Genomic DNA, 17,738 nt, shown 5'->3' on the forward strand with positions numbered 1-17,738 from the left:
CGGACTACGGCTTACGGACGAACGTTGACTTACCGTACGATCCTTTCGGGTCGTATGACTGAACGGTCACCCGAAGGGGACCTCACAGGGGTAGGTGCGCCATGGACCACGCACTGAGCAAGGTCATCGAGCTGCGCGAGAGTGGCTTTCAGTTCCTCCACCTGAGGGACGACGCCGGGCAGCTCGACCGCATCATGGCGTTCAAGCAGCGCAGAGGGTTCATCGACTCGATCCTGTTCTGGTCGGAGACCGAGGCCCGCGCTGGGCGTCTGCCCGCGGTGCGCGACTCAGCCAGGCCGGCCCAGGCCGTGTGGATCTACGAAGGCCCGTTGTGCGAGGCCGTCGACAGGCTGCTGGACCTGCCTGAGCCCGGTGCGCGGAATGCGCCCACGCTCATGAAGGCGACAGCTTCCGACTTGGCCGTCGTCACGACGCTGCCATTTAAGTTGAAGCTTCCACCGGGTGCGATCGCCTAGCTCGTTAGTTCTTTTCGAAGTCGCCGCGCTTGATGGCGCCGATGAACGCTGCCCATTCGGGCACGGCGATGACAGATTTTGTCCGATTCTTGGAGTCGCGCACGCGCGCGACTGAGCCGTTCAGAGCAATCTCGACACAGTTGCCGTTTCCGCCGTTGTTGCTGCGGCTGCTCTTACGCCACACAGTGGGTCCCTACCTCTCGGCAGCCAACCTCTCGATCCACACGGCGGACTCTTCGGGGGTCAACGCCAGCTTCGAGAGATGCTTGAAGGTAAGGGTAGTGGCCTTCACCCTGCTGGGGTCTTCGATGTGCATCGATCCGCCAGCGTGCTCCACGTAGAGAACCTGTGGATCTCCGGTGAACGGGAAGTCCAGCAGCGTGAATGGGCCGTTGTGCCCGTCGTGCAGGCCTGCTGTGTCCAATACGACCTGAATGGTGACGTTCGGTAGCCGACCGACCGTGATGATGTGCAGCAACTGATCACGATCCGCATGGCGAAGCGCGGACTCGGCGATGATCGCGTGATACCGAACCGGGTTGTCATCCGTCAGCCGCTGCTGCCGACGCACTCGCACAGCGATCTGGCTGTCGATCCACTTCTTTGATCTCTGGGTACGAGCGCCTGCGAAGACGGCGCGCATGTACCCCCTGCTCTGCACCATCCCTGGGATGTAGCTCGACTGGAACTCCCGGATCGCCGACGCGTCGTGCTCCAAGCTGATGTAGCCCTGATCCTCCAGTCGATACTGCTTCCACCAACCCTTCTCCTTGGCCAACTCCCACATCTCGATGTATGGCTGCTCCTCGTGGCCGATCACGCTGTAGAGGTCGAGCATCGCCCGCAACGCGTGGATGTCCGGCACCTGGCCGTTCTCGATGCGGCTGATCTTGGGGACGTTGTAGTGGAGCCGCTCGGCAACCTGCTGCTGGCTCATGCCCGCACGCTCACGCAGCAACTGCAGCGCCTCCCCAAGGCGCTGCTGCCGGAACGTGGGTTCAGCCACGGCCCAAACGTTACGGGCGAGATCCGGAGTTTGAGATTCTCACTCGCCGGGTCCGCTGAGGACCGTGCTGGTCATGGACCACTTCCACCGCATCGAGTACCGCCGCCGGAAGGCCGACGGCGCGCTGGACCTCGAACAGGTCGAGGAGGTCCAGGATCATGGTTGGTACATAAAGAAAGGCGACGACTGGCGCCGCCGCTACACCCTGGAGTGCGCGTACGACTTCCTTGCGCGCACTGAAACGGAAGCGGGCACGTTCGCGATCACCGTGTGGCGGGGCGAGGCGCGGGTCTGCACGGTCGGAATGGACTGGCGTCCCACCAACGGATGAAGAAGTTCCCTCGCCTGAGTTACGGAGCTTGATGTAGAGGGGCCTGGTGCGCAACTTTCGCGCCTATGAACCTCAGGAAGACCGTCGCGGGGGCCGCTGTTGCCCTCGGCAGCACCGCCGTCATGCTCGGCCTGGGTGGTACCGCACACGCTGCCGACCACGCTGACGCCACCGCCCACACTCAGCCGGACTTCGGCGGAGAGCTCGGCGAGGTCCTGTCCGCGGGCAACCTCGCGAAGGTCGACACCTCCGACGCGGCCGGCAAGATCCAGGCCATCAACTTCGAGGACGCTGACGTCACCGCCATCGTCGAGAACGTCGACGCCGGTGCCATGGGCGTTCCGGCCTCCACGCTGCTCGGCCTCAACGAGCCGCAGGGTCCGGCCAACGGCTTCGCGCACGTCGACATCTGATCCAACCAGTACTTCCTGGCCGGGGCGGCGCCCGATTCCCTCCCCCTCGAATCGGGCGCCGTTCCACTTTTTTCACACCCAACACGGAGCGAAACGCCTTGAGCATCAAGAAGATCGTCGCGTCCGCCGGTATCGCCGCCGGTGCCATCGCCGCCATGGCGGGCACCGCTGCTGCGGCACCGATCTCCGCGCCGCAGCTGCCGGACGTCGACCCGATCGGCAAGGTCAGCGAGCTCGGTGAGAGCGCGGGCATCAGCACGCTGCACAACTTCGGTGGCGCCAACGTGGAGATGATCCACGACGGCACCCAGGTCATCGGCGGCTAGCGACCGACCGCATAGCCCTGCGCGCCGCGTGGATTCGCGCCGGCGCGCAGGAGTCCGTCGGGGTCCTTCGCCACGGCGGACATGCGGCCGAGCGTCCACTCGCCGGCGTCCACGACCTGGTGGCCCTTGCGCCGCAACGCTTCCAGGACGTCCGCGCCGGCGCGTGACTCGATGACGAGTTCGCCTGGCGTCCAGGCGCGCGGGTAGAACGAGCTCGGGAACGCGTTCGAGTGCCACATGGGCGAGTCGATCGCCTCCTGCAGGTTCAGGCCCGCCCTGTGCGCCAGCCAGAAGCCGAGCTGCCACTGGTCCTGCTGGTCGCCGCCGGGCGTGCCGAACGCCAGTGCCGGCTGACCGTCGCGCAACGCCATCGAGGGCGACAGCGTGATCCGCGGGCGCTTGCCGGGAGCCAGCGAGTTCGGCAAACCCTTGTCCAGCCAGAACATCTGGGCGCGGCTGCCCAGGCAGAAACCGAGCGACGGGATCGTCGGCGACGACTGCAGCCAGCCGCCGGACGGGGTCGCGGAGACCATGTTGCCCCAGCGGTCCACGACGTCCACGTGCACGGTGTCGCCGCGCGTCACGCCGGAGCGCGCCACCGTGGGTTCGCCGATCGCACCCGTCGGGTCGGACACCAGCACCGACGGACCGCTCACGATGTGCTTGGGCAGCAACGGTTCCCGGCCGTCAGGTGAGCCGGGGCGGAGTTCGTAGGAAGCCTCAGAGCCGATCAACGCACGGCGTTCGTCGGCGTATGCACGCGACACCAGCGTTTCGAGCGGAACGTCGTCGACATCGCCGTACCAGGCCTCCCGGTCCGCGAACGCGAGCTTCGCCGCCTCGACGGCCAGGTGCACGGTCTCCGCGGTGGGCTTGCCGTCCACATAGGACAGGTCGTAGCCCTCCAGCAGCCGGAGCTGTTGCGCCAGAACGGGTCCCTGCGTCCACGCACCGGCCTTGACCAGCGACCACTCGTCGAAGTCGACGACCAGCGCGTCCTCGTACGACGCCTCCCACGACGCCATGTCGGCGCCGGTCAGCACACCGGCGTGGTCGCGGCCGGAGTCGTCCCGGTAGGCGGTCCGGCAGAACTCGTCGATCTGCGCGGCGACGAACCCCTGCGACCAGGCCCGGCGCGCGGCCTCGATCTGCGCCTCACGGTTGGAGCCCGCGGCCTCACCCGCCGCCAGCAACCACTCCCAGGTGTCGGCGAGCTTCGGGTTGCGGAACCGGCCACCGCGCGTTGGCAAAGAACCACCAGGCATCCACTGAGCCGCGGACGTCGGCCAGTGGTCGCGGAAGAGATCGGAAACGAGCTCGATGGTGTCGACGACGCGGGCGATCAGCGGGAAGCCGTCGCGGGCGTAGCCGATCGCCTTGTCCAACACGTCGCGCAACGACTTGGTGCCGTAGTCACGCAGAAGAGTGAGCCAGCCGTCCCACGCGCCGGGCACGGTCGCGGCGAGCAGCCCACTGCCGGGAACCAGCTCCAGCCCCAACGACGCGTAGTGCTCGATGGACGCGCCGGCCGGAGCCACACCCTGGCCGGACAGCACGCGCGGACCCGAACCGGCCGCGGCGAAGATGATCGGAACCTCACCACCGGGGCCGTTGAGGTGCGGCTCCACGACCTGCAGCACGAATCCGGCGGTCACGGCGGCGTCGAAGGCGTTGCCGCCGTCCTCCAACACAGCCATCGCGGCCGACGAGGCGAGCCAGTGGGTCGAGCCGACCATGCCGAAGGTGCCGACGAGTTCAGGGCGCGTGGTGAACACCCCGTAAATGTATGCGAAGCTAACTAAATTGCGTGACTCCGAGTGACGCACGCCCCACACCCGAATGGAGTAGTCCGGCGCGCAACAACGCGACGGGGTCCAGGTGGTCGCGGGAGTCGACGATCGTGGGGCGTCAGGTCGGCACCTTCAAGCGCCAGCTGCTCGGCCACGGCCAGCGCCGGCGAGCGAACATGCGGGTGACCCTGACATGCCCGGTTGTCACCCCGGAGACCTCCGTACGACTTTGGTCGTAGCTGACCGTGACAGATCTCCTACCAGAGGTCTACCGGCGCGGCCGATGTTTCGAACACCGTCGAACGGCACAGTTCAAGGCATGGGAATTCTGGGTCTGGCGACGATCTTCATCGGCCTCGCGCTCGTGGCGGCCGTGCCTCTGGTGGCACTGCTCCACTGGTCCGACCGTTGATGTTCAGGTAACGAGCGTTAACCTCCTCGCGAGCAGTTCGCTTCGAGGAGGATGAAGGCATGGAGATCTCGGGTACCGCGGCCATCGTCACCGGTGGCGCGTCCGGTCTCGGCGGCGCGACCGCACGTGCGCTGGCGGCGCGTGGAGCGCAGGTGTTCGCGCTCGACCTGCCCAGCGCCATCGAGAAGGCCGAGGCCGTCGACGGCGTGACGTACCTGTCCGCCGACGTGACGTCCGGCGAAGAGGTCCAGGCGGCCGTCGACACCGCAGCCGGCTCCGGCGCCCCGCTGCGCATCACGGTGAACTGCGCGGGCATCGGCCCGTCGACCCGCACCGTCGGCAAGACCGGCCCGCACGACCTCGACCTCTACCGCAAGGTCATCGAGGTCAACCTGATCGGCACGTTCAACGTCCTGCGCCTGGCCGCAGCCGCGATGGGCAAGACCGAGGAGCTGGAGCACGGCGCCCGCGGCGTCATCATCAACACCGCCTCGATCGCCGCGTTCGACGGCCAGATCGGCCAGGTCGCCTACGCGTCCTCCAAGGGCGGCGTCGTCGGCATGACCCTCCCGGCCGCGCGCGACCTGTCGAACGTCGGCATCCGCGTGCTGACCATCGCCCCCGGCATCGTCGACACCCCGATGCTCGCCACGGTCTCCGACGAGTTCCGCGCGGGCCTGGCCGCCGGCATTCCGTTCCCGAAGCGCCTGGCCCAGCCGTCGGAGTACGCGCAGCTCGCGGTCTCGATCGTCGAGCACGACTACCTGAACGGCGAGGTCATCCGCATGGACGGCGCCCTGCGGATGGCACCCCGCTAACCCTGGGGCTTCGGGTGGACGTGGACGTCTCCGACGATCCGTTCGGCCTGGATCACAACTCCCTGGTTGCCCTCGACCTGGTTCAACGTCTGGACAGCCGCACCCGTCGGTTCGGCAACGGTGTCGCTCAGGGTCCGGTGCAGCGCCTCCCGCTGCGCCGGATCCAATCCCTCGATCCCCCGTGCGCCGATCCACAGCACCTTGACCAGTTGGCTGCGGACCGCGTACTTCGCGGAGCGGGCCAACAGGAAACGCGGCAGGTCCACCCACAGCACCGGAAATTCGCTGCCCTCCAGCAACTGCCCGTCGGCTTCGAGGGTGCCGCTGGCGAGGACGTAGATCCCCTTCGGCTTCGGTGCCTCGGCCGCCACGGCGTCCAGCGTCAGGTGAACGGGCAGCCGGTGCAACGTGATCAGCCTGGTGTGTCTGCGCAACGACGCGAGTGTCTCCTCCCATCGCCGCGAGCCTGCGTTCAACGGGCCGTTCCGGTCGGGCCCGAGCAGGTAGGCGGCGTTGTCGCTCACGTGCTGCAATGCCCGGTAGTTGATGAACAACGCCACGCTGCGCGCGGCTGCCGACCCGACCGGGGCATTCGACAGCAGCTGCACGTCCTTGTACCGGAAGGACAGCAACGCCACGTCGGTCAGTGCCACGAGGTCCGCGGTGCGGTCGCGGGCCAGGGCATACGCGAGCTCTCCCACGATCTCGCCTTGGCGGAGCGTGTGCAGTGCCTCTGCGCATCCCGGTCGCTCTTCGCCCTCGGAGTGGAAAACACCAACCTCTCCACGCAGGATCACGAACAGCGAGTCCCCGGAGTCGCCGTAATGGCAGATGAACTCGCCCCGCGCGCGTTCCACGAGCTTGCCCAGGCGCAACATCTCGACCAGCTCGTCGACGTGCGGTTGCCCGAGGAACGGGTTGAGCTCCTCCTTCCCGGTGCGGGTGTCAGTGAACTTGAGCTTCGACGGCTCGACCGCCTCGACGCACCGCTCGACGGTGCGGTCATCCGAGCTCGCCTGCCAGATCCGCTTGGCGTGGTAAAGGATGTCCCAGCTACGACCGTCTGCGACAGCTCGTTCCAGAGCCGTATAGGCGTTTTCTTGCAGATGGCCCCAGTACGACCTGGTTGGGCCGGATGACATCAGGTAGATCGAATGCAGCCTGCCGTCGTTGCCCAGCAACCAGAGGGGATCGTGGAAATTGACCTGAGCGTCGGCACTCACCGACCGGCGGAACGCGTCCGAGGTCACGATCCCCTCGTCAACCTTGGCGAGCAGCGTTCCTGCGTCGTTGATCCCAGAGCCGACCGGCTGGAGTCGTCCGTCCGCGCCACTGATGTGGGAGACCCTGCCTCTGTGGCAGGTGATGCGGAGCGGCACGCGCTCGGTGAGCGACCACGTCCGCAAACCGAACGCCAGGTCGATGGCAGGACGCTCCCACGCCTCCTGACGGAAGACGACGTGGCCGCCGTCCCCGCCGGATGCCCAGACGACGTCACCTTCGGCGCAGCTCGCGATGGTCTCGGCGACGATGTCGTTGATCGCTGCGACTCTGGTGACCTGCTCGCGCTCGTCGGCCAGTGTGTGTCCGACGATGTCGCACGAAACGATGGTGACTAAGTCCGACTCCATCGCGCTCCCTCCGGCTAGAGGTCTCCTGCGAACGGCAGCTTGGACATGGCGTCCGAGGTCATCCACTCGCGCAGGCGATGGGTGGCTCGGACGTCGTCCTCGTTGTACTCCAGCAGCCGCCGGCGCTGATCAACGTCCAGCACGTCGCCGTTCATCCCGACCGCGGACCGGTACCAGCGCATCGAGTTCTCGCCGCCCGCCTCGGGATCCCGCCACGAGAACCCGGCAACCGGCGCGATGATCTTCAGGCCCTTGCCGTGCGCGCACAGGAACTGCTCGCGGACGATCCCGAACAGGTCCACCCAGGAGTCCGACCCGATGAACTCCTTGATCTGCGCCACCGTCGGAATGCCCGGCTTGCCCGCGAACCGCTCGGCCGACGCCAGCAGCCACCGGTTCTCCGCGAGCTCGTTGTAGCAGTAGGCGCGGAACGACAAGCCGCGCGCTTTGGCCCGCAGCCTGATGCCCGTGAGCCAGGTCCAGAACTCCGCGAACGAGCGCGCCTCGTCGTCACACGGCAACGCGTCCCACGTGACGAACGCGCGGTACCCGTGCTCCTCGTCGATGTCCTTTCCGGACAGCAGACAACCCCACATGTACGCGCCGAGATCGCCGAAGCTCTCCATGTCGACGTCGACCTCGACGTCCGCGCGCGGCACGTTCATCTCGGGCACACGCCGAACCAGCGTCAGATCCCGAAGCCACGCGCGGGCCAAGACCACAGCGTCCCCGAACGGCATCCCGACGAGCTGGATCGGCCCCTCGGCAAGGGGGTCCAGCTCGGCCAGCGCGTCCACAGTGGACAGCCCGATCTTCCGCAGCGCCGCCGCGTCCTCGCCGCGCACGACCAGCGACACGTCCCGACCCTGCTTGAGGTCGTTGTCGCACGTCGGCCACCACGGGCAGGTCTTGCAGTCGACGATCCGCGACGGCCGGGCCAGCGGGTCCTTCTGGTTCGCGGCCGCGAGAGCCACCGAGAGCCGGTCGGAGAACCTGGCGTCGTACTCGGCCAGCGCGTTGCGGCCGCCGGGCCACGTCGGCGCCTCCAGGTCGTGCCACAGCACGACGTCCGCGTCCATGCCGATCACGCCACCGGTCGCGCGGCCGTTCGTCGCGTACCCGGCGGCCTGCAGCTGCCGTTGCGCGTGAGCGAGCCTGAGCTGATCCCGAGGCTGGGGGCGGACCTTGCGGTGCGGGTCCGTGCGGCTGCTGCCGGGCAACGGCATGTTCAACGGGCTGGTGCGCGCGCCCTGACCAGGATCGGTGATCTTGTGCCGCACGACGAGCACGGGCACGTACCCCGTCGAGTCCTTCACCAACAGGTCGATGCCACCACGACGGCCACCGCGCGTATCACGAGGCAGCGCGGCACCCCAGATGTACGGCGCGCCCATGTCCATCGCGGCGAGCGTGACCCGTTCCCGGTCCGCACTGCGCACGTCGGGCCCGCTGGGGACCTCGAAGAGGTTCGACCCGACGATTCTGCCGAGCGCGTCCGCCACCGCGCGACGATGGTTCGTCGCGTCCGCTTTCCGTTGTTCCGAAGCCGGATCCGGCGCCGCTTTGGGAGCGTCGCGCATCTCCGGATCGTTTTCGAGGTGCACCCGCCGCCGACAACGAGTGACCACGCCGGCGTCGAGCTGCACCTGGGAAGTCACTGATGCAGGGTATGTCGCGCGTCGGGGGGATGTGTCAGCAACCTGGGCAGTAAGTTTCTCGTGACGGAGGAGGTGTACCCGAATGGCGCGCAAAACCGGCCATCTGATCACGCCCAAGAGGGCCAAGAACCTGGTCGGAGTGGCAAAGGTGATCGCCCCGGCACTGATTCCGGTCCTTGCCCCGGTGATCGCCAGAGGCGCCGGTGTGCTGAGCGAGCAGTACGACCGCTACCGCGCCCGCCGTCTGGGCATCGACGTCGCCGACATCGGCAAGTACTCCGGCCATGGCGCCCGTCTGCACGCACGAATTGTGGGTTTTTCGGACTCTTTGGAGGCTTTGCGCGCCTCGGACTCCGACTGGGTTTCCAAGACGGAAGCCCGCCTGGCTCAGTTGCTGGCCGCCGTGCGCGCTTCCGAACGCATGCCGACGGCCCGGCGCAAGGCTGCGCACCGGGCCGTCGGGACGGATCTGGACGTGCTGGAGCAGGAGTTGCTCAAGCGCCTCAACGTGCGCTGACGTCAGGCTTCCTGCCGGTCACCTCAGCCACGGCCTTGACCGCGGCCTCCTCGACCACCTGCCCGGGGTCGAGGTGCGCGGTGACCTCCTCCATCACCTCCGCGACCCGTTCCTCGCGCCGGATCATCGGATCAGAGCGCAGATCCCGAGCCAGTGACACGCACAGCCCGACCATCACGACCATGAACGGCAACGCCGCGATGATCGTGAGGTTCTGCAGCCCTGTAAGCGCATTGGACCCGCCGACCAGCAGCATCACCGCGGCAACGGCACCGGTCAGCACGCCCCAGAAGATCACCACCGGCTTCGTCGGCCGGATCGTGCCCTCCTGCGAGAGCGTTCCCATCACGATCGACGCAGCGTCAGCACCGGACACGAAGAAGATCGCCACCAGCACCATCACGACGATCCCGGCGACCGTGGCCAACGGGAACTGGTCCAGCAACGCGAACAACTGGGACTCAGGCGTCGCCTGGCCGGCCAGATCCACTCCGGACCGCTGCTCGAAGATCGCCGTCCCGCCCAGGATCGCGAACCACACCAGCGACACAGCGGACGGCACCAGGATCACGCCGGCCACGAACTGCTTGATCGTCCGTCCTCGCGAGATCCGCGCGATGAACATGCCGACGAACGGCGTCCAGGAGATCCACCAGGCCCAGTAGAAGATCGTCCACCCGGACAACCAGGTCTCGGTCGCATCCCCGCCGGAAGCAGCGGTCCGCCCGGCCATGGTCGCGAGCTCGCGGAAGTAGTCACCGAGAGCGGTCGGCAGAAGGTTCAGGATGAAGATCGTCGGCCCGACCACGAACAGGAACAGCGCCAGCACCACGGCCAGCACCATGTTGATGTTCGACAGCCACTGGATGCCCTTCGCGACACCCGAGACGGCCGAGGCGACGAACGCCACCGTCAACACGGCGATGATCGCGACCAGCACGCCCTTGCCCACCTGACTGGTCCAGCCGGCCGCCTCCAACCCGCTCCCGATCTGCAGGGCACCCAGACCGAGCGAGGCGGCCGAGCCGAAGAGCGTGGCGAAGATGGCCATCACGTCGATGGCGCGGCCCCAGCCCGAGGCGGCGTGGCGGCCGAGGAGAGGCGCGAAAGCGGCGCTGATCAGCGAAGACCTGCCACGGCGGAAGCTTCCGTAGGCGATGGCGATGCCGACCACGGCGTAGATGGCCCACGGATGCAGCGTCCAGTGGAACAACGTCGTGGCCATCGCGGTCTCGAGCGGATCGCCATCAGTCCCGGGCGGTGGCTTCACGAAGTGGGTCAGCGGCTCGTTCACGCCGTAGAACATCAACCCGATGCCCATGCCGGCGCTGAACATCATCGCGACCCACGAGACGGTCTTGAACTCGGGTTTCTCGTCGTCACGGCCGAGCGGGATCTTGCCGTAGCGGCTGAAGGCGAGCCACAACGCGAAGACCACGAACCCGGAGGCCGAGATCACGAAGGCCCATCCCAGATGCTGGATGATCCAGCCCAGCGCTGTCTTCGAGACGGACGCCAACGAGTCTGTTCCGACAATTCCCCAGGTCACGAACGCGAGCGTGAGACCTGCGGCAATGCCGAACACAACCCGGTCGGTACTGCCCGGCTTGTCGCATTGAACGGTCATGCGGCCCCAGTTACCCGCTCATAGACCGGAACAAACTCCTCCGATTACCCTCACTTGCCGTGAGCACCCGGTCGAGTGAGTTGCGCACCCTGCGTGGTGCTGCGCTTGCGCTGACCTCTGCCGCGCTCACGATCGCGGCACACGGACTGGGCGGCGGAGAGCTGTCGGAGTTCGTCCACGCGTTGCCGCTGGTCGTGCTCATCGCGTTCGCCGCGGCGAGTCTCGCGGACAAGCGGACCGGGAAGCCCTCGATCATCGCCGGGCTCGGCACGGCCCAGTTCGCCCAGCACCTGCTGCTGAGCTGGGTCAACCACGAGCACGCGAACACGCTCACCGGGCAGATGGCCGTGGCGCACCTCGTTGCCGCGGTGCTGACCGGCGTGCTCCTGTTCCACGCGGAGAACGCCCTGTTCAGGCTGTTCTCCGCGGTCACGCGCCTGATCCCCCGCAGGCTCACGCCACTGCCGGTCACGAGGCCGGCCAGGGTGTTCACCAGCACGCCGTGCGTCCAGAACGCGCACTACCTGGACGTCTCGCGGGCGAATCGGCGGCGCGGCCCGCCCTGTGGTTCCTGATCATCCGTATCCCCCAACAGACCCCTTTTGGCAATCAGGAGCCACAACTTCATGTCGACAAATCGATTTGGCGTGCGCGCGCTCGCCGTCCTCGGCGTGGCCGGTCTCGCCGTCCTCGGCACGCCGACCATCGCATCGGCGCACGTCAGCGCCCAGCCGTCCGAGTTCACCCAGGGTGGCCGCGCGACGTTCGCGTTCCGCGTCCCGAACGAGCGGGACAACGCAGGCACCACCAAGATCGAGGTGACGCTGCCGCAGGACACCCCGCTCACGTCGGTGCGCACCAAGCCGCTGGCCGGCTGGAAGTCCGAGGTCGTCAAGGGCAAGCTCGACAAGCCCGTGACGGTCGGCGGCAAGGAGATCACCGAGGCGTTCAAGACGATCACCTGGACCGCCGACCCCGGCGTGAAGATCGGGGTCAACGAGTACCAGGAGTTCTTCGTCTCGCTCGGCACGCTGCCGGAGAAGGACACGCTGCTGCTTCCGGCCAAGCAGACCTACGAGAACGGTGAGGTCGTCGACTGGAGCCAGGCTGCCGGTGCCGACGGCAAGGAGCCGGAGCACCCGGCGCCCGCGCTGAAGCTCGCCCCGAAGAAGGCCGGCGAGGACGCTCACGGCAGCCACGGCACGACGCCGGCCGCCAACGGCACCGACACCCACGAGGCGTCGGCTGCGGGTTCCGACAAGACCGCCCGCTACCTCGGTGGCGCCGGTCTGGCCGTCGGTGCGCTCGGCCTGGGCTTCGGCGTCGGCGCGATCCTGCGTTCGCGGCGCAAGGCATGAAGCGCGCGCTAATCGCGTTCCTGTTCGCTGGTGCGGCCGTGCTCGCCACGGCCGCCCCCGCGGCGGCGCACAACGCACTGATCGGCAGCGACCCGAAGGACAAGACCTCGCTGGAGGTCGGCCCTTCGACGGTCACCCTGACGTTCGACCAGGACGTGCAGGGCGGACAGGGCATCAACAAGATCTCGGTGACCGACGGCGGCGGTGGCCACTACGAGCTCCCGGGCGACCCGATGATCAAGGACACCGCAGTCACCCAGGCGGTCAGCGCACTCGGCAAGGCCGGGATCTACAAGATCGGCTACCGCATCCTGTCCGCGGACGGCCACCCCGTCTCCGGCGAGCTGACGTTCACGCTCACGAAGGACGGCACCGGCACGCCGAGGGTGGAAGCGGCGAACGACGGCTCGGGCGCCGACCCGCACACAAGCGACGGCCTCCCCATCTGGGCGTGGATCGTCGGCGCCGTGGTGCTGCTCGGCGGTGGCGTGTTCTTCGCCCTGCGCACAGGCGGCTCGAAGGCATGAGCGACGTCCGGACCACCGCCCCCACCCACTACCGCGTGCTCGCCGGGCTCGTTCTCGGCGCTCTCGCGGGCATCGCGCTCGGCCTCGTGCTGGCACCACCCGCCGTGGTCGCCGGGGTCGTCGACGCCGGGGCGGCGGTCCGGTACGGCCTGCCGGTCACGCGGGTGCTGCTGGACGTCTCGGCGACGATCGTCGTCGGACTCTCCATCCTGCCGAAGCTGCTCGGCTTCGACCGGCCCACGCACACCGAACCGGTGATGCGCCTCGCCCGGCCGGCCGCGGTCGTCGCCGCGGCCGTCTGGGTGGTCACCGCGCTGCTGGCCATCGTGCTGCAGGCCGCCGAACTGCGGCCGGGCAGCGACGTCAGCATCGGCAACGCGATCGACTACATCGCTCAGGTCGGCGCCGGCAAAGGCCTGCTCTTCAGCGCGGCCTGCGCGTTCGTCTACCTGATCATCGGTGTCATGGCCGTGCGCAGCGGCGAGTCCGTGCCCGCTGAGCTGCGAATTCTCATCTCGATGTTCGGGCTGCTGCCGATCCCGGTGACCGGGCACGCCTCCAACTGGAAGTACCACGACTACTCGATGGTCTCCATGGAGCTGCACGTCCTGGGCGCCGCGGCCTGGACCGGCGGGCTCGGGGCGTTGATGGCGCTCGTGGCCTACCGCAAGGGACTGCTGGCCGTCGCGCTGCCGAAGTTCTCCAAGGTCGCGACCATCAGCCTGATCGTGGTCGCGGTGACGGGCCTGTTCAACGGGCTGCTGGAGCTCGTCCTCAACCCGGTCGTGCCGTTCCCGCAGTCGCTGTTCACGACCGGCTACGGGTTGCTGTTCATCGGCAAGGCGCTGTGCGCCGGGGCGGTCGCCGTGCTCGGCGCGCACATCCGGTGGCGGCTGCTGCCGAAGATCTCCCAGCACAAGGCCACCGCGATCGTGCAGTGGGCGGTCCTGGAGGTCACCATCATGGGCCTGGCGTTCGGGCTGGCCGTGGTGCTGAGCCGGGCTCCCGTCAGCTGAAGTCCATCGCCACGCGCACCAGGTCGGCAACGGCACGCGACCTGCTGTGCGGTGGCCACGCGATCACCGTCGTCACCTTCGGCGCGTCCACCACCGGTACGGCGGCGAGGCCTTCGAGCAGACCCGAGCGGACGACTTCCGGCATGACCGCGACCGCTCGGCCCAGCGCGATCATCTGGAACAGCTGCGTCAGGTTGTGCACCTCCACACCAGGGCCGGGAAGGTAGGTGCCGTCGGGTTCCGGCCAGCGCGCGAGCTCCGGCAGATCGACGACGTCGGCCATCCGCAGCTGTGCCGCACCGGCGAGCGGATGCGAGGCCGACAGGATCGCGAACTGGCTCTCGGTGCGCAGAGGCTCGACGTCGAGACCCGCGGTCGAGTCGTACGGTTCGTGCAGGATCGCCACGTCGGCCCGGCCGTCGAGCAGCGGTTGCCGGGTGTGGGCCTCGCACAACAGCAGGTCGACGGCGACCGCGCCGGGAAGGGCTGCGTAGGCGTCGAGCAGCTTCGCCAGCAGTTCGCCCGAACCTCCGGCCTTGGCGGCCAGCACCACCGAAGGCCTGTCGACCGTCCGGGTACGCCTCTCAGCGGCCGCGACCGCGCCGAGGATGGACCTTCCCTCGGCCAACAGCACCGCACCCGCCTCGGTGAGCGAGACCTTCCGGCTCGTGCGGGTCAGCAACGCGACGCCGAGCCGTTGTTCGAGCTGGGCGATCGTCCGCGACAACGGCGGCTGGGCGATGCCGAGACGGTCTGCGGCCCGGCCGAAGTGGAGTTCTTCCGCGACCGCCACGAAGTATCGGAGCTCTCTGGTCTCCACCGGCCCAACGTATCGATATCAGCCGGGTATCGCTGCCAGACCGAAGTGATGTTGGTCTTGAGGACGCTCCAGACCACGATCAACTGCATGACAGAACAGACGATTGCGCTGGTCACCGGCGCGAACAAGGGCATCGGGTACGAGATCGCGGCAGGGCTCGGCGCACTGGGGGTGAGCGTCGGAGTCGGCGCGCGGGACCGTCAGCGAGGCGAGGAAGCGACGGCGAAACTGCGAGCGGAGGGCGTGGACGCGTTCTTCGTGCCGTTGGATGTGACCGACGACGAGAGCGTCACCGAAGCAGCAGCACTGTTCGAAGAGCGGTTCGGCCGGCTCGACGCTCTGGTCAACAACGCCGCGATCGCCGGAGGGTGGCCGGACCAGCCGTCGACCGCCACGCCGGAGAGCATCAGGGCAGTGGTGGAGACCAACGTGATCGGCGTCGTCCGGGTCACCAACGCGCTGTTGCCGCTGTTGAGCCGTTCAGCGAGGCCGCGAATCGTGAACCTGTCGAGCCACGTCGCGTCGCTGACCTTGCAGACCACAGCGGGTGTCAGCCTCGGCGGGGTCAGCGGGACGTACTCGCCGTCGAAGACGTACCTGAACGCGATCACCGTCCAGTACGCCAAGGAACTGGAGAACATCAAGGTCAACGGCGCGTGCCCCGGTTATGTGGCGACCGACCTCAACGGGTTCCAGGGGACGGACACACCCGCGGAAGGAGCCAGGATCGCGATCAGGCTGGCCACTCTGCCCGAGGACGGGCCGACCGGGGGCCTGTTCGACCACAGCGGACCGGTGCCCTGGTGATTGTTCAACGTGAAACATCCGCGCGATCCGAACCAGACTCGGTGAGTGGTCCGATCGGCGCGACGAGCTGCGCACGAATGGACTAGTCGGTGATCAGTCGAGCCGAAGATTCTTCACGCATGCGCGCGAGCCGGTTCATCGTCCGCTGACCGCGGCGGTCGAGCTCGCGGCTGTCGATCCAGCCGTTCGCGTAGTAGCGGTAGTCCTGGGCCAGCGCCACCAGTTCCGCGAGGTAGTCGGCTGACCTGCGCCGTCGCTCCTCGTCGAACGCCGCCAGCAACGGCAGCTGGGTGTCGACCACCTCGTCGAGCAACTGCGCGGACCGCAGCGCTCTCTTGGAACGCCACCTCCGAGTAAGGCTCACGCGCCGCACCTCGTCCTTCGCCCCGACCTGCCGCACCTTAGGCGTGGATTTCGCGCCCGTCGATGCTGCATTCGTGGGAGAAGGTCCTGGCGTTACCGGTTCGTGTCCCACACCATCCAAAAGTGGTGCTATAGGACCCAAACGAGATGGAAGGCGCCAAAAATCAAGCAGCCGACTCGGTGCCGGTGAAGCGGGCGACGCGGTCCGCCAGCTCGCGGGCCTCGGGGTTGTTGCGGCGCTTGTCGGCTTCCTGGCGCAGCGGCTCCATGCGCTGCTTGGTGCGGACCGACTTGAGGCTTTCCGACAGGTCGACGGCCTGGCGACCGATCTTGGCGCCGTGGTCGATGTCGCCTTCGAGCAGGTGGTTGATGGCCATCGAGGTCAGGTTGAACGAGCGGCTGCGCGCGTACTCGTCACCGAAGTTGTTGATCGCCTTGGACAGCGCCGGGATGGCGGTCCGCGTGTACTTGGCATCCACCGTCTGCGCCAGCTCCGTGTGCACGGTTCCGATCATGGACGAGAGGTCGATCTCGTTGAAGAACTTCGCCCAGGCAGGCGCCTCGGCGACATTCGCACGGGAGAACTCGTCGCGCGCCCGGCCGAGCAGCTTCAGCGCCTGCTCGTCGGAGCCCATCTTCGCGTAGGCCCAGGCCTCGTTCGCGCAGAGAATGCCCACGGCGAGCTCGGAACCGGAGTTCTGCGCGGCCAACTGGCCCAGCTGGAACACCTTCAGCGCGTCGTCGGGGGCGTTCTGGTGCAAGTACACGCGGCCCATGCGGTACAGGATGTTCGCCATCAGGGCCTCGTTCTCGCCCTGCTTCGCGAGGTCGAGCGCCTGGCCGAAGTGGTTGCGGGCCGAGTCCATCAGGCCCGTGTCGAACGACGTCCAGCCGGCGAGGTTGTGCAGGTCGGCCAGGGCGACGTAAAGGCGCGTGCGGACGACGTCCGTGGAACTCGCGCCGAGCATCTGCTGTCCCCAGGACAGCTGGGCGACCACCGCGTCACGGCAGGAACCGCCGCCGTACTGGTAGTCCAGAGCACGCAACGCCCGCGTCGCCGCTTCGACCTGGCGCACATCGGTCATGCCGATGCGTCCCGGAGCCGGAGTCTGTGTGGGGTGTGAAACCCACGACCCGGAGTCCGCTCCGAACACGGCCGCGCCCACTGTCACGGCGGCGGCGTGCGCGAGGAACTTCCGACGCTTCACCGACTCGTCCTCCTCAGGATGGGGTGAGTCCGCGGTTGCGGCCACCCTCACTGCCGTTGTCTCGTCATAGGCGAGACCCATGTATCCACGTGGGACACCCAAGCCAACGGCGATCCGGGTAAGGACGTCATAAGCCATCACCTGGCGTCCCTTGAGGATCTCCGAGACTTCGGACTGCGACTGACCCGTGAGCGCCGCGATCTGGCGCTGGGACACACCGTGCCGTCGGAGCAGCCGGTAAACCGAGCTGATCTCTCGTCGGGCCAGTGCGTCCCGCATCTCCTGCTGGTCCCACACCTCGGCGGGGATCGGAGAGCCCTGGGAACTCATGGTGTTCATCGCGCACCCTCACAGTCCGTTGGGCGTCATCGGCAGACTAGGGGCAGGTCCCCGAGTCGAGAAGTCCTCTTCGGCGGAGCTGATCGGCCCTACCGAACACCGCTTACCGCTCACCGTAAGACTTCCACCGGTGGGCGCTGTGACGTCCCGTTCCGGCATGAATCATCGCAATCTAGATTCCGGTAAGCGAGTGAGCACGGAGAGGAACGACCGATAGTGGACAGCTCCTCCCCAAGCTCCACCTCCATTGTGGAGACGGGTGACACCGAATCCACATGGCGCGGCATGACCGGGC

20 protein-coding genes are annotated in these 17,738 nt (G+C 67.5%); 11 read left to right on the forward strand and 9 right to left on the reverse strand.

Annotated features, from left to right (window positions below; translation table 11 throughout):
- The first annotated feature begins 101 nt into the window (after positions 1-101).
- Positions 102-476, forward strand: coding sequence for a hypothetical protein (locus tag LFM09_RS24815; RefSeq protein WP_045313056.1), 375 nt, complete (start codon positions 102-104; stop codon positions 474-476).
- Between the two features lie 4 nt (positions 477-480).
- Here LFM09_RS24815 and LFM09_RS24820 read toward each other — a convergent pair whose 3' ends face one another.
- Together LFM09_RS24820 and LFM09_RS24825 are read right to left on the reverse strand one after the other, a co-directional pair.
- On the reverse strand, positions 481-660 hold the full coding sequence (locus LFM09_RS24820) for a DUF397 domain-containing protein (RefSeq protein WP_414098931.1): 180 nt from the start codon (positions 658-660) through the stop codon (positions 481-483).
- Positions 661-669: 9 nt separating this feature from the next.
- Entirely contained in the window at positions 670-1,482 is an 813-nt protein-coding gene (locus LFM09_RS24825; RefSeq protein ID WP_414098932.1) for a helix-turn-helix domain-containing protein, read from the reverse strand.
- A 73-nt stretch (positions 1,483-1,555) separates the two neighbouring features.
- Here LFM09_RS24825 and LFM09_RS24830 point away from each other — a divergent pair, with 73 nt between their 5' ends.
- From LFM09_RS24830 to LFM09_RS24840, 3 genes are all read left to right on the forward strand, one after another.
- Positions 1,556-1,813 carry a hypothetical protein gene (locus LFM09_RS24830; protein WP_414098933.1) on the forward strand — a complete coding sequence of 86 codons (258 nt, stop codon included), beginning with the start codon at positions 1,556-1,558 and terminating at the stop codon, positions 1,811-1,813.
- A 65-nt stretch (positions 1,814-1,878) separates the two neighbouring features.
- Positions 1,879-2,226 (forward strand): hypothetical protein, encoded by a 348-nt coding sequence (locus LFM09_RS24835; protein WP_414098934.1) that lies wholly within the window; start codon positions 1,879-1,881, stop codon positions 2,224-2,226.
- 98 nt (positions 2,227-2,324) lie between these two features.
- On the forward strand, positions 2,325-2,552 hold the full coding sequence (locus LFM09_RS24840) for a hypothetical protein (RefSeq protein ID WP_414098935.1): 228 nt from the start codon (positions 2,325-2,327) through the stop codon (positions 2,550-2,552).
- On the opposite strand, the gene LFM09_RS24845 is transcribed toward LFM09_RS24840, so the two are convergent.
- The gene (locus tag LFM09_RS24845; protein ID WP_414098936.1) at positions 2,549-4,327 is read right to left on the reverse strand and encodes a gamma-glutamyltransferase family protein; all 1,779 of its coding nucleotides are present in this window, start codon (positions 4,325-4,327) and stop codon (positions 2,549-2,551) included. The two genes, LFM09_RS24840 and LFM09_RS24845, sit on opposite strands and share 4 nt — an antisense overlap.
- Before the next feature lie 486 nt (positions 4,328-4,813).
- Between LFM09_RS24845 and LFM09_RS24850 the strand changes: the two genes are divergently transcribed.
- Positions 4,814-5,572, forward strand: a complete 759-nt coding sequence (locus LFM09_RS24850; protein ID WP_414098937.1) for an SDR family NAD(P)-dependent oxidoreductase — start codon at positions 4,814-4,816, stop codon at positions 5,570-5,572.
- Here LFM09_RS24850 and LFM09_RS24855 read toward each other — a convergent pair.
- Positions 5,569-7,203: a cyclic nucleotide-binding domain-containing protein gene (locus LFM09_RS24855; protein WP_414098938.1), complete on the reverse strand. Its 1,635-nt coding sequence runs from the start codon at positions 7,201-7,203 to the stop codon at positions 5,569-5,571. The genes LFM09_RS24850 and LFM09_RS24855 overlap by 4 nt on opposite strands.
- Positions 7,204-7,217: 14 nt before the next feature.
- Positions 7,218-8,861 (reverse strand): TM0106 family RecB-like putative nuclease, encoded by a 1,644-nt coding sequence (locus tag LFM09_RS24860; protein WP_414098939.1) that lies wholly within the window; start codon positions 8,859-8,861, stop codon positions 7,218-7,220.
- 82 nt (positions 8,862-8,943) lie between these two features.
- Here LFM09_RS24860 and LFM09_RS24865 point away from each other — a divergent pair, with 82 nt between their 5' ends.
- Positions 8,944-9,378 (forward strand): DUF6474 family protein, encoded by a 435-nt coding sequence (locus LFM09_RS24865; RefSeq protein ID WP_414098940.1) that lies wholly within the window; start codon positions 8,944-8,946, stop codon positions 9,376-9,378.
- Here the strand turns inward: LFM09_RS24865 and LFM09_RS24870 are convergent.
- The gene (locus tag LFM09_RS24870; RefSeq protein WP_414098941.1) at positions 9,365-11,005 is read right to left on the reverse strand and encodes a BCCT family transporter; all 1,641 of its coding nucleotides are present in this window, start codon (positions 11,003-11,005) and stop codon (positions 9,365-9,367) included. The two genes, LFM09_RS24865 and LFM09_RS24870, sit on opposite strands and share 14 nt — an antisense overlap.
- Before the next feature lie 59 nt (positions 11,006-11,064).
- Between LFM09_RS24870 and LFM09_RS24875 the strand changes: the two genes are divergently transcribed.
- From LFM09_RS24875 to LFM09_RS24890, 4 genes are read left to right on the forward strand one after another with little or no spacing between them, the layout of a single operon-like run.
- Positions 11,065-11,580 carry a hypothetical protein gene (locus LFM09_RS24875; RefSeq protein ID WP_414098942.1) on the forward strand — a complete coding sequence of 172 codons (516 nt, stop codon included), beginning with the start codon at positions 11,065-11,067 and terminating at the stop codon, positions 11,578-11,580.
- Positions 11,581-11,631: 51 nt separating this feature from the next.
- On the forward strand, positions 11,632-12,363 hold the full coding sequence (locus LFM09_RS24880) for a YcnI family protein (RefSeq protein ID WP_414098943.1): 732 nt from the start codon (positions 11,632-11,634) through the stop codon (positions 12,361-12,363).
- Positions 12,360-12,890 carry a copper resistance CopC family protein gene (locus LFM09_RS24885; protein WP_414098944.1) on the forward strand — a complete coding sequence of 177 codons (531 nt, stop codon included), beginning with the start codon at positions 12,360-12,362 and terminating at the stop codon, positions 12,888-12,890. Before LFM09_RS24880 ends, LFM09_RS24885 begins: the two co-directional genes overlap by 4 nt.
- Complete coding sequence (locus LFM09_RS24890) at positions 12,887-13,906, forward strand: copper resistance D family protein (protein WP_414098945.1); 1,020 nt, start codon at positions 12,887-12,889, stop codon at positions 13,904-13,906. Before LFM09_RS24885 ends, LFM09_RS24890 begins: the two co-directional genes overlap by 4 nt.
- Here the strand turns inward: LFM09_RS24890 and LFM09_RS24895 are convergent.
- Complete coding sequence (locus tag LFM09_RS24895) at positions 13,899-14,726, reverse strand: LysR family transcriptional regulator (RefSeq protein WP_414098946.1); 828 nt, start codon at positions 14,724-14,726, stop codon at positions 13,899-13,901. The two genes, LFM09_RS24890 and LFM09_RS24895, sit on opposite strands and share 8 nt — an antisense overlap.
- 87 nt (positions 14,727-14,813) lie before the next feature.
- On the opposite strand from LFM09_RS24895, the gene LFM09_RS24900 reads away from it, so the two are divergent.
- Positions 14,814-15,533 (forward strand): SDR family oxidoreductase, encoded by a 720-nt coding sequence (locus LFM09_RS24900; protein WP_414098947.1) that lies wholly within the window; start codon positions 14,814-14,816, stop codon positions 15,531-15,533.
- Between the two features lie 82 nt (positions 15,534-15,615).
- Here the strand turns inward: LFM09_RS24900 and LFM09_RS24905 are convergent, their stop codons facing one another.
- Positions 15,616-15,897 carry a hypothetical protein gene (locus LFM09_RS24905; protein WP_109632983.1) on the reverse strand — a complete coding sequence of 94 codons (282 nt, stop codon included), beginning with the start codon at positions 15,895-15,897 and terminating at the stop codon, positions 15,616-15,618.
- Positions 15,898-16,060: 163 nt separating this feature from the next.
- A complete protein-coding gene (locus LFM09_RS24910) occupies positions 16,061-17,443 on the reverse strand; it encodes a helix-turn-helix domain-containing protein (protein ID WP_414098948.1) in 1,383 nt (460 codons plus the stop codon).
- Between the last annotated feature and the right edge of the window lie 295 nt (positions 17,444-17,738).

It is taken from the genome of Lentzea alba (genome assembly GCF_047445655.1).
GTDB lineage: Bacteria > Actinomycetota > Actinomycetes > Mycobacteriales > Pseudonocardiaceae > Lentzea > Lentzea alba_A.

What these genes read in the sequence shown, in the direction of transcription:
- LFM09_RS24815 (WP_045313056.1), top strand. Translation starts at nt 102, where the DNA reads ATGGACCACGCACTGAGCAAGGTCATCGAGCTGCGCGAGAGTGGCTTT.
- LFM09_RS24830 (WP_414098933.1), top strand. Translation starts at nt 1,556, where the DNA reads ATGGACCACTTCCACCGCATCGAGTACCGCCGCCGGAAGGCCGACGGC.
- LFM09_RS24835 (WP_414098934.1), top strand. Translation starts at nt 1,879, where the DNA reads ATGAACCTCAGGAAGACCGTCGCGGGGGCCGCTGTTGCCCTCGGCAGC.
- LFM09_RS24850 (WP_414098937.1), top strand. Translation starts at nt 4,814, where the DNA reads ATGGAGATCTCGGGTACCGCGGCCATCGTCACCGGTGGCGCGTCCGGT.
- LFM09_RS24855 (WP_414098938.1), bottom strand. Translation starts at nt 7,203, where the DNA reads ATGGAGTCGGACTTAGTCACCATCGTTTCGTGCGACATCGTCGGACAC.
- LFM09_RS24865 (WP_414098940.1), top strand. Translation starts at nt 8,944, where the DNA reads ATGGCGCGCAAAACCGGCCATCTGATCACGCCCAAGAGGGCCAAGAAC.
- LFM09_RS24870 (WP_414098941.1), bottom strand. Translation starts at nt 11,005, where the DNA reads ATGACCGTTCAATGCGACAAGCCGGGCAGTACCGACCGGGTTGTGTTC.
- LFM09_RS24880 (WP_414098943.1), top strand. Translation starts at nt 11,632, where the DNA reads ATGTCGACAAATCGATTTGGCGTGCGCGCGCTCGCCGTCCTCGGCGTG.
- LFM09_RS24885 (WP_414098944.1), top strand. Translation starts at nt 12,360, where the DNA reads ATGAAGCGCGCGCTAATCGCGTTCCTGTTCGCTGGTGCGGCCGTGCTC.
- LFM09_RS24890 (WP_414098945.1), top strand. Translation starts at nt 12,887, where the DNA reads ATGAGCGACGTCCGGACCACCGCCCCCACCCACTACCGCGTGCTCGCC.
- LFM09_RS24900 (WP_414098947.1), top strand. Translation starts at nt 14,814, where the DNA reads ATGACAGAACAGACGATTGCGCTGGTCACCGGCGCGAACAAGGGCATC.
- LFM09_RS24910 (WP_414098948.1), bottom strand. Translation starts at nt 17,443, where the DNA reads ATGAACACCATGAGTTCCCAGGGCTCTCCGATCCCCGCCGAGGTGTGG.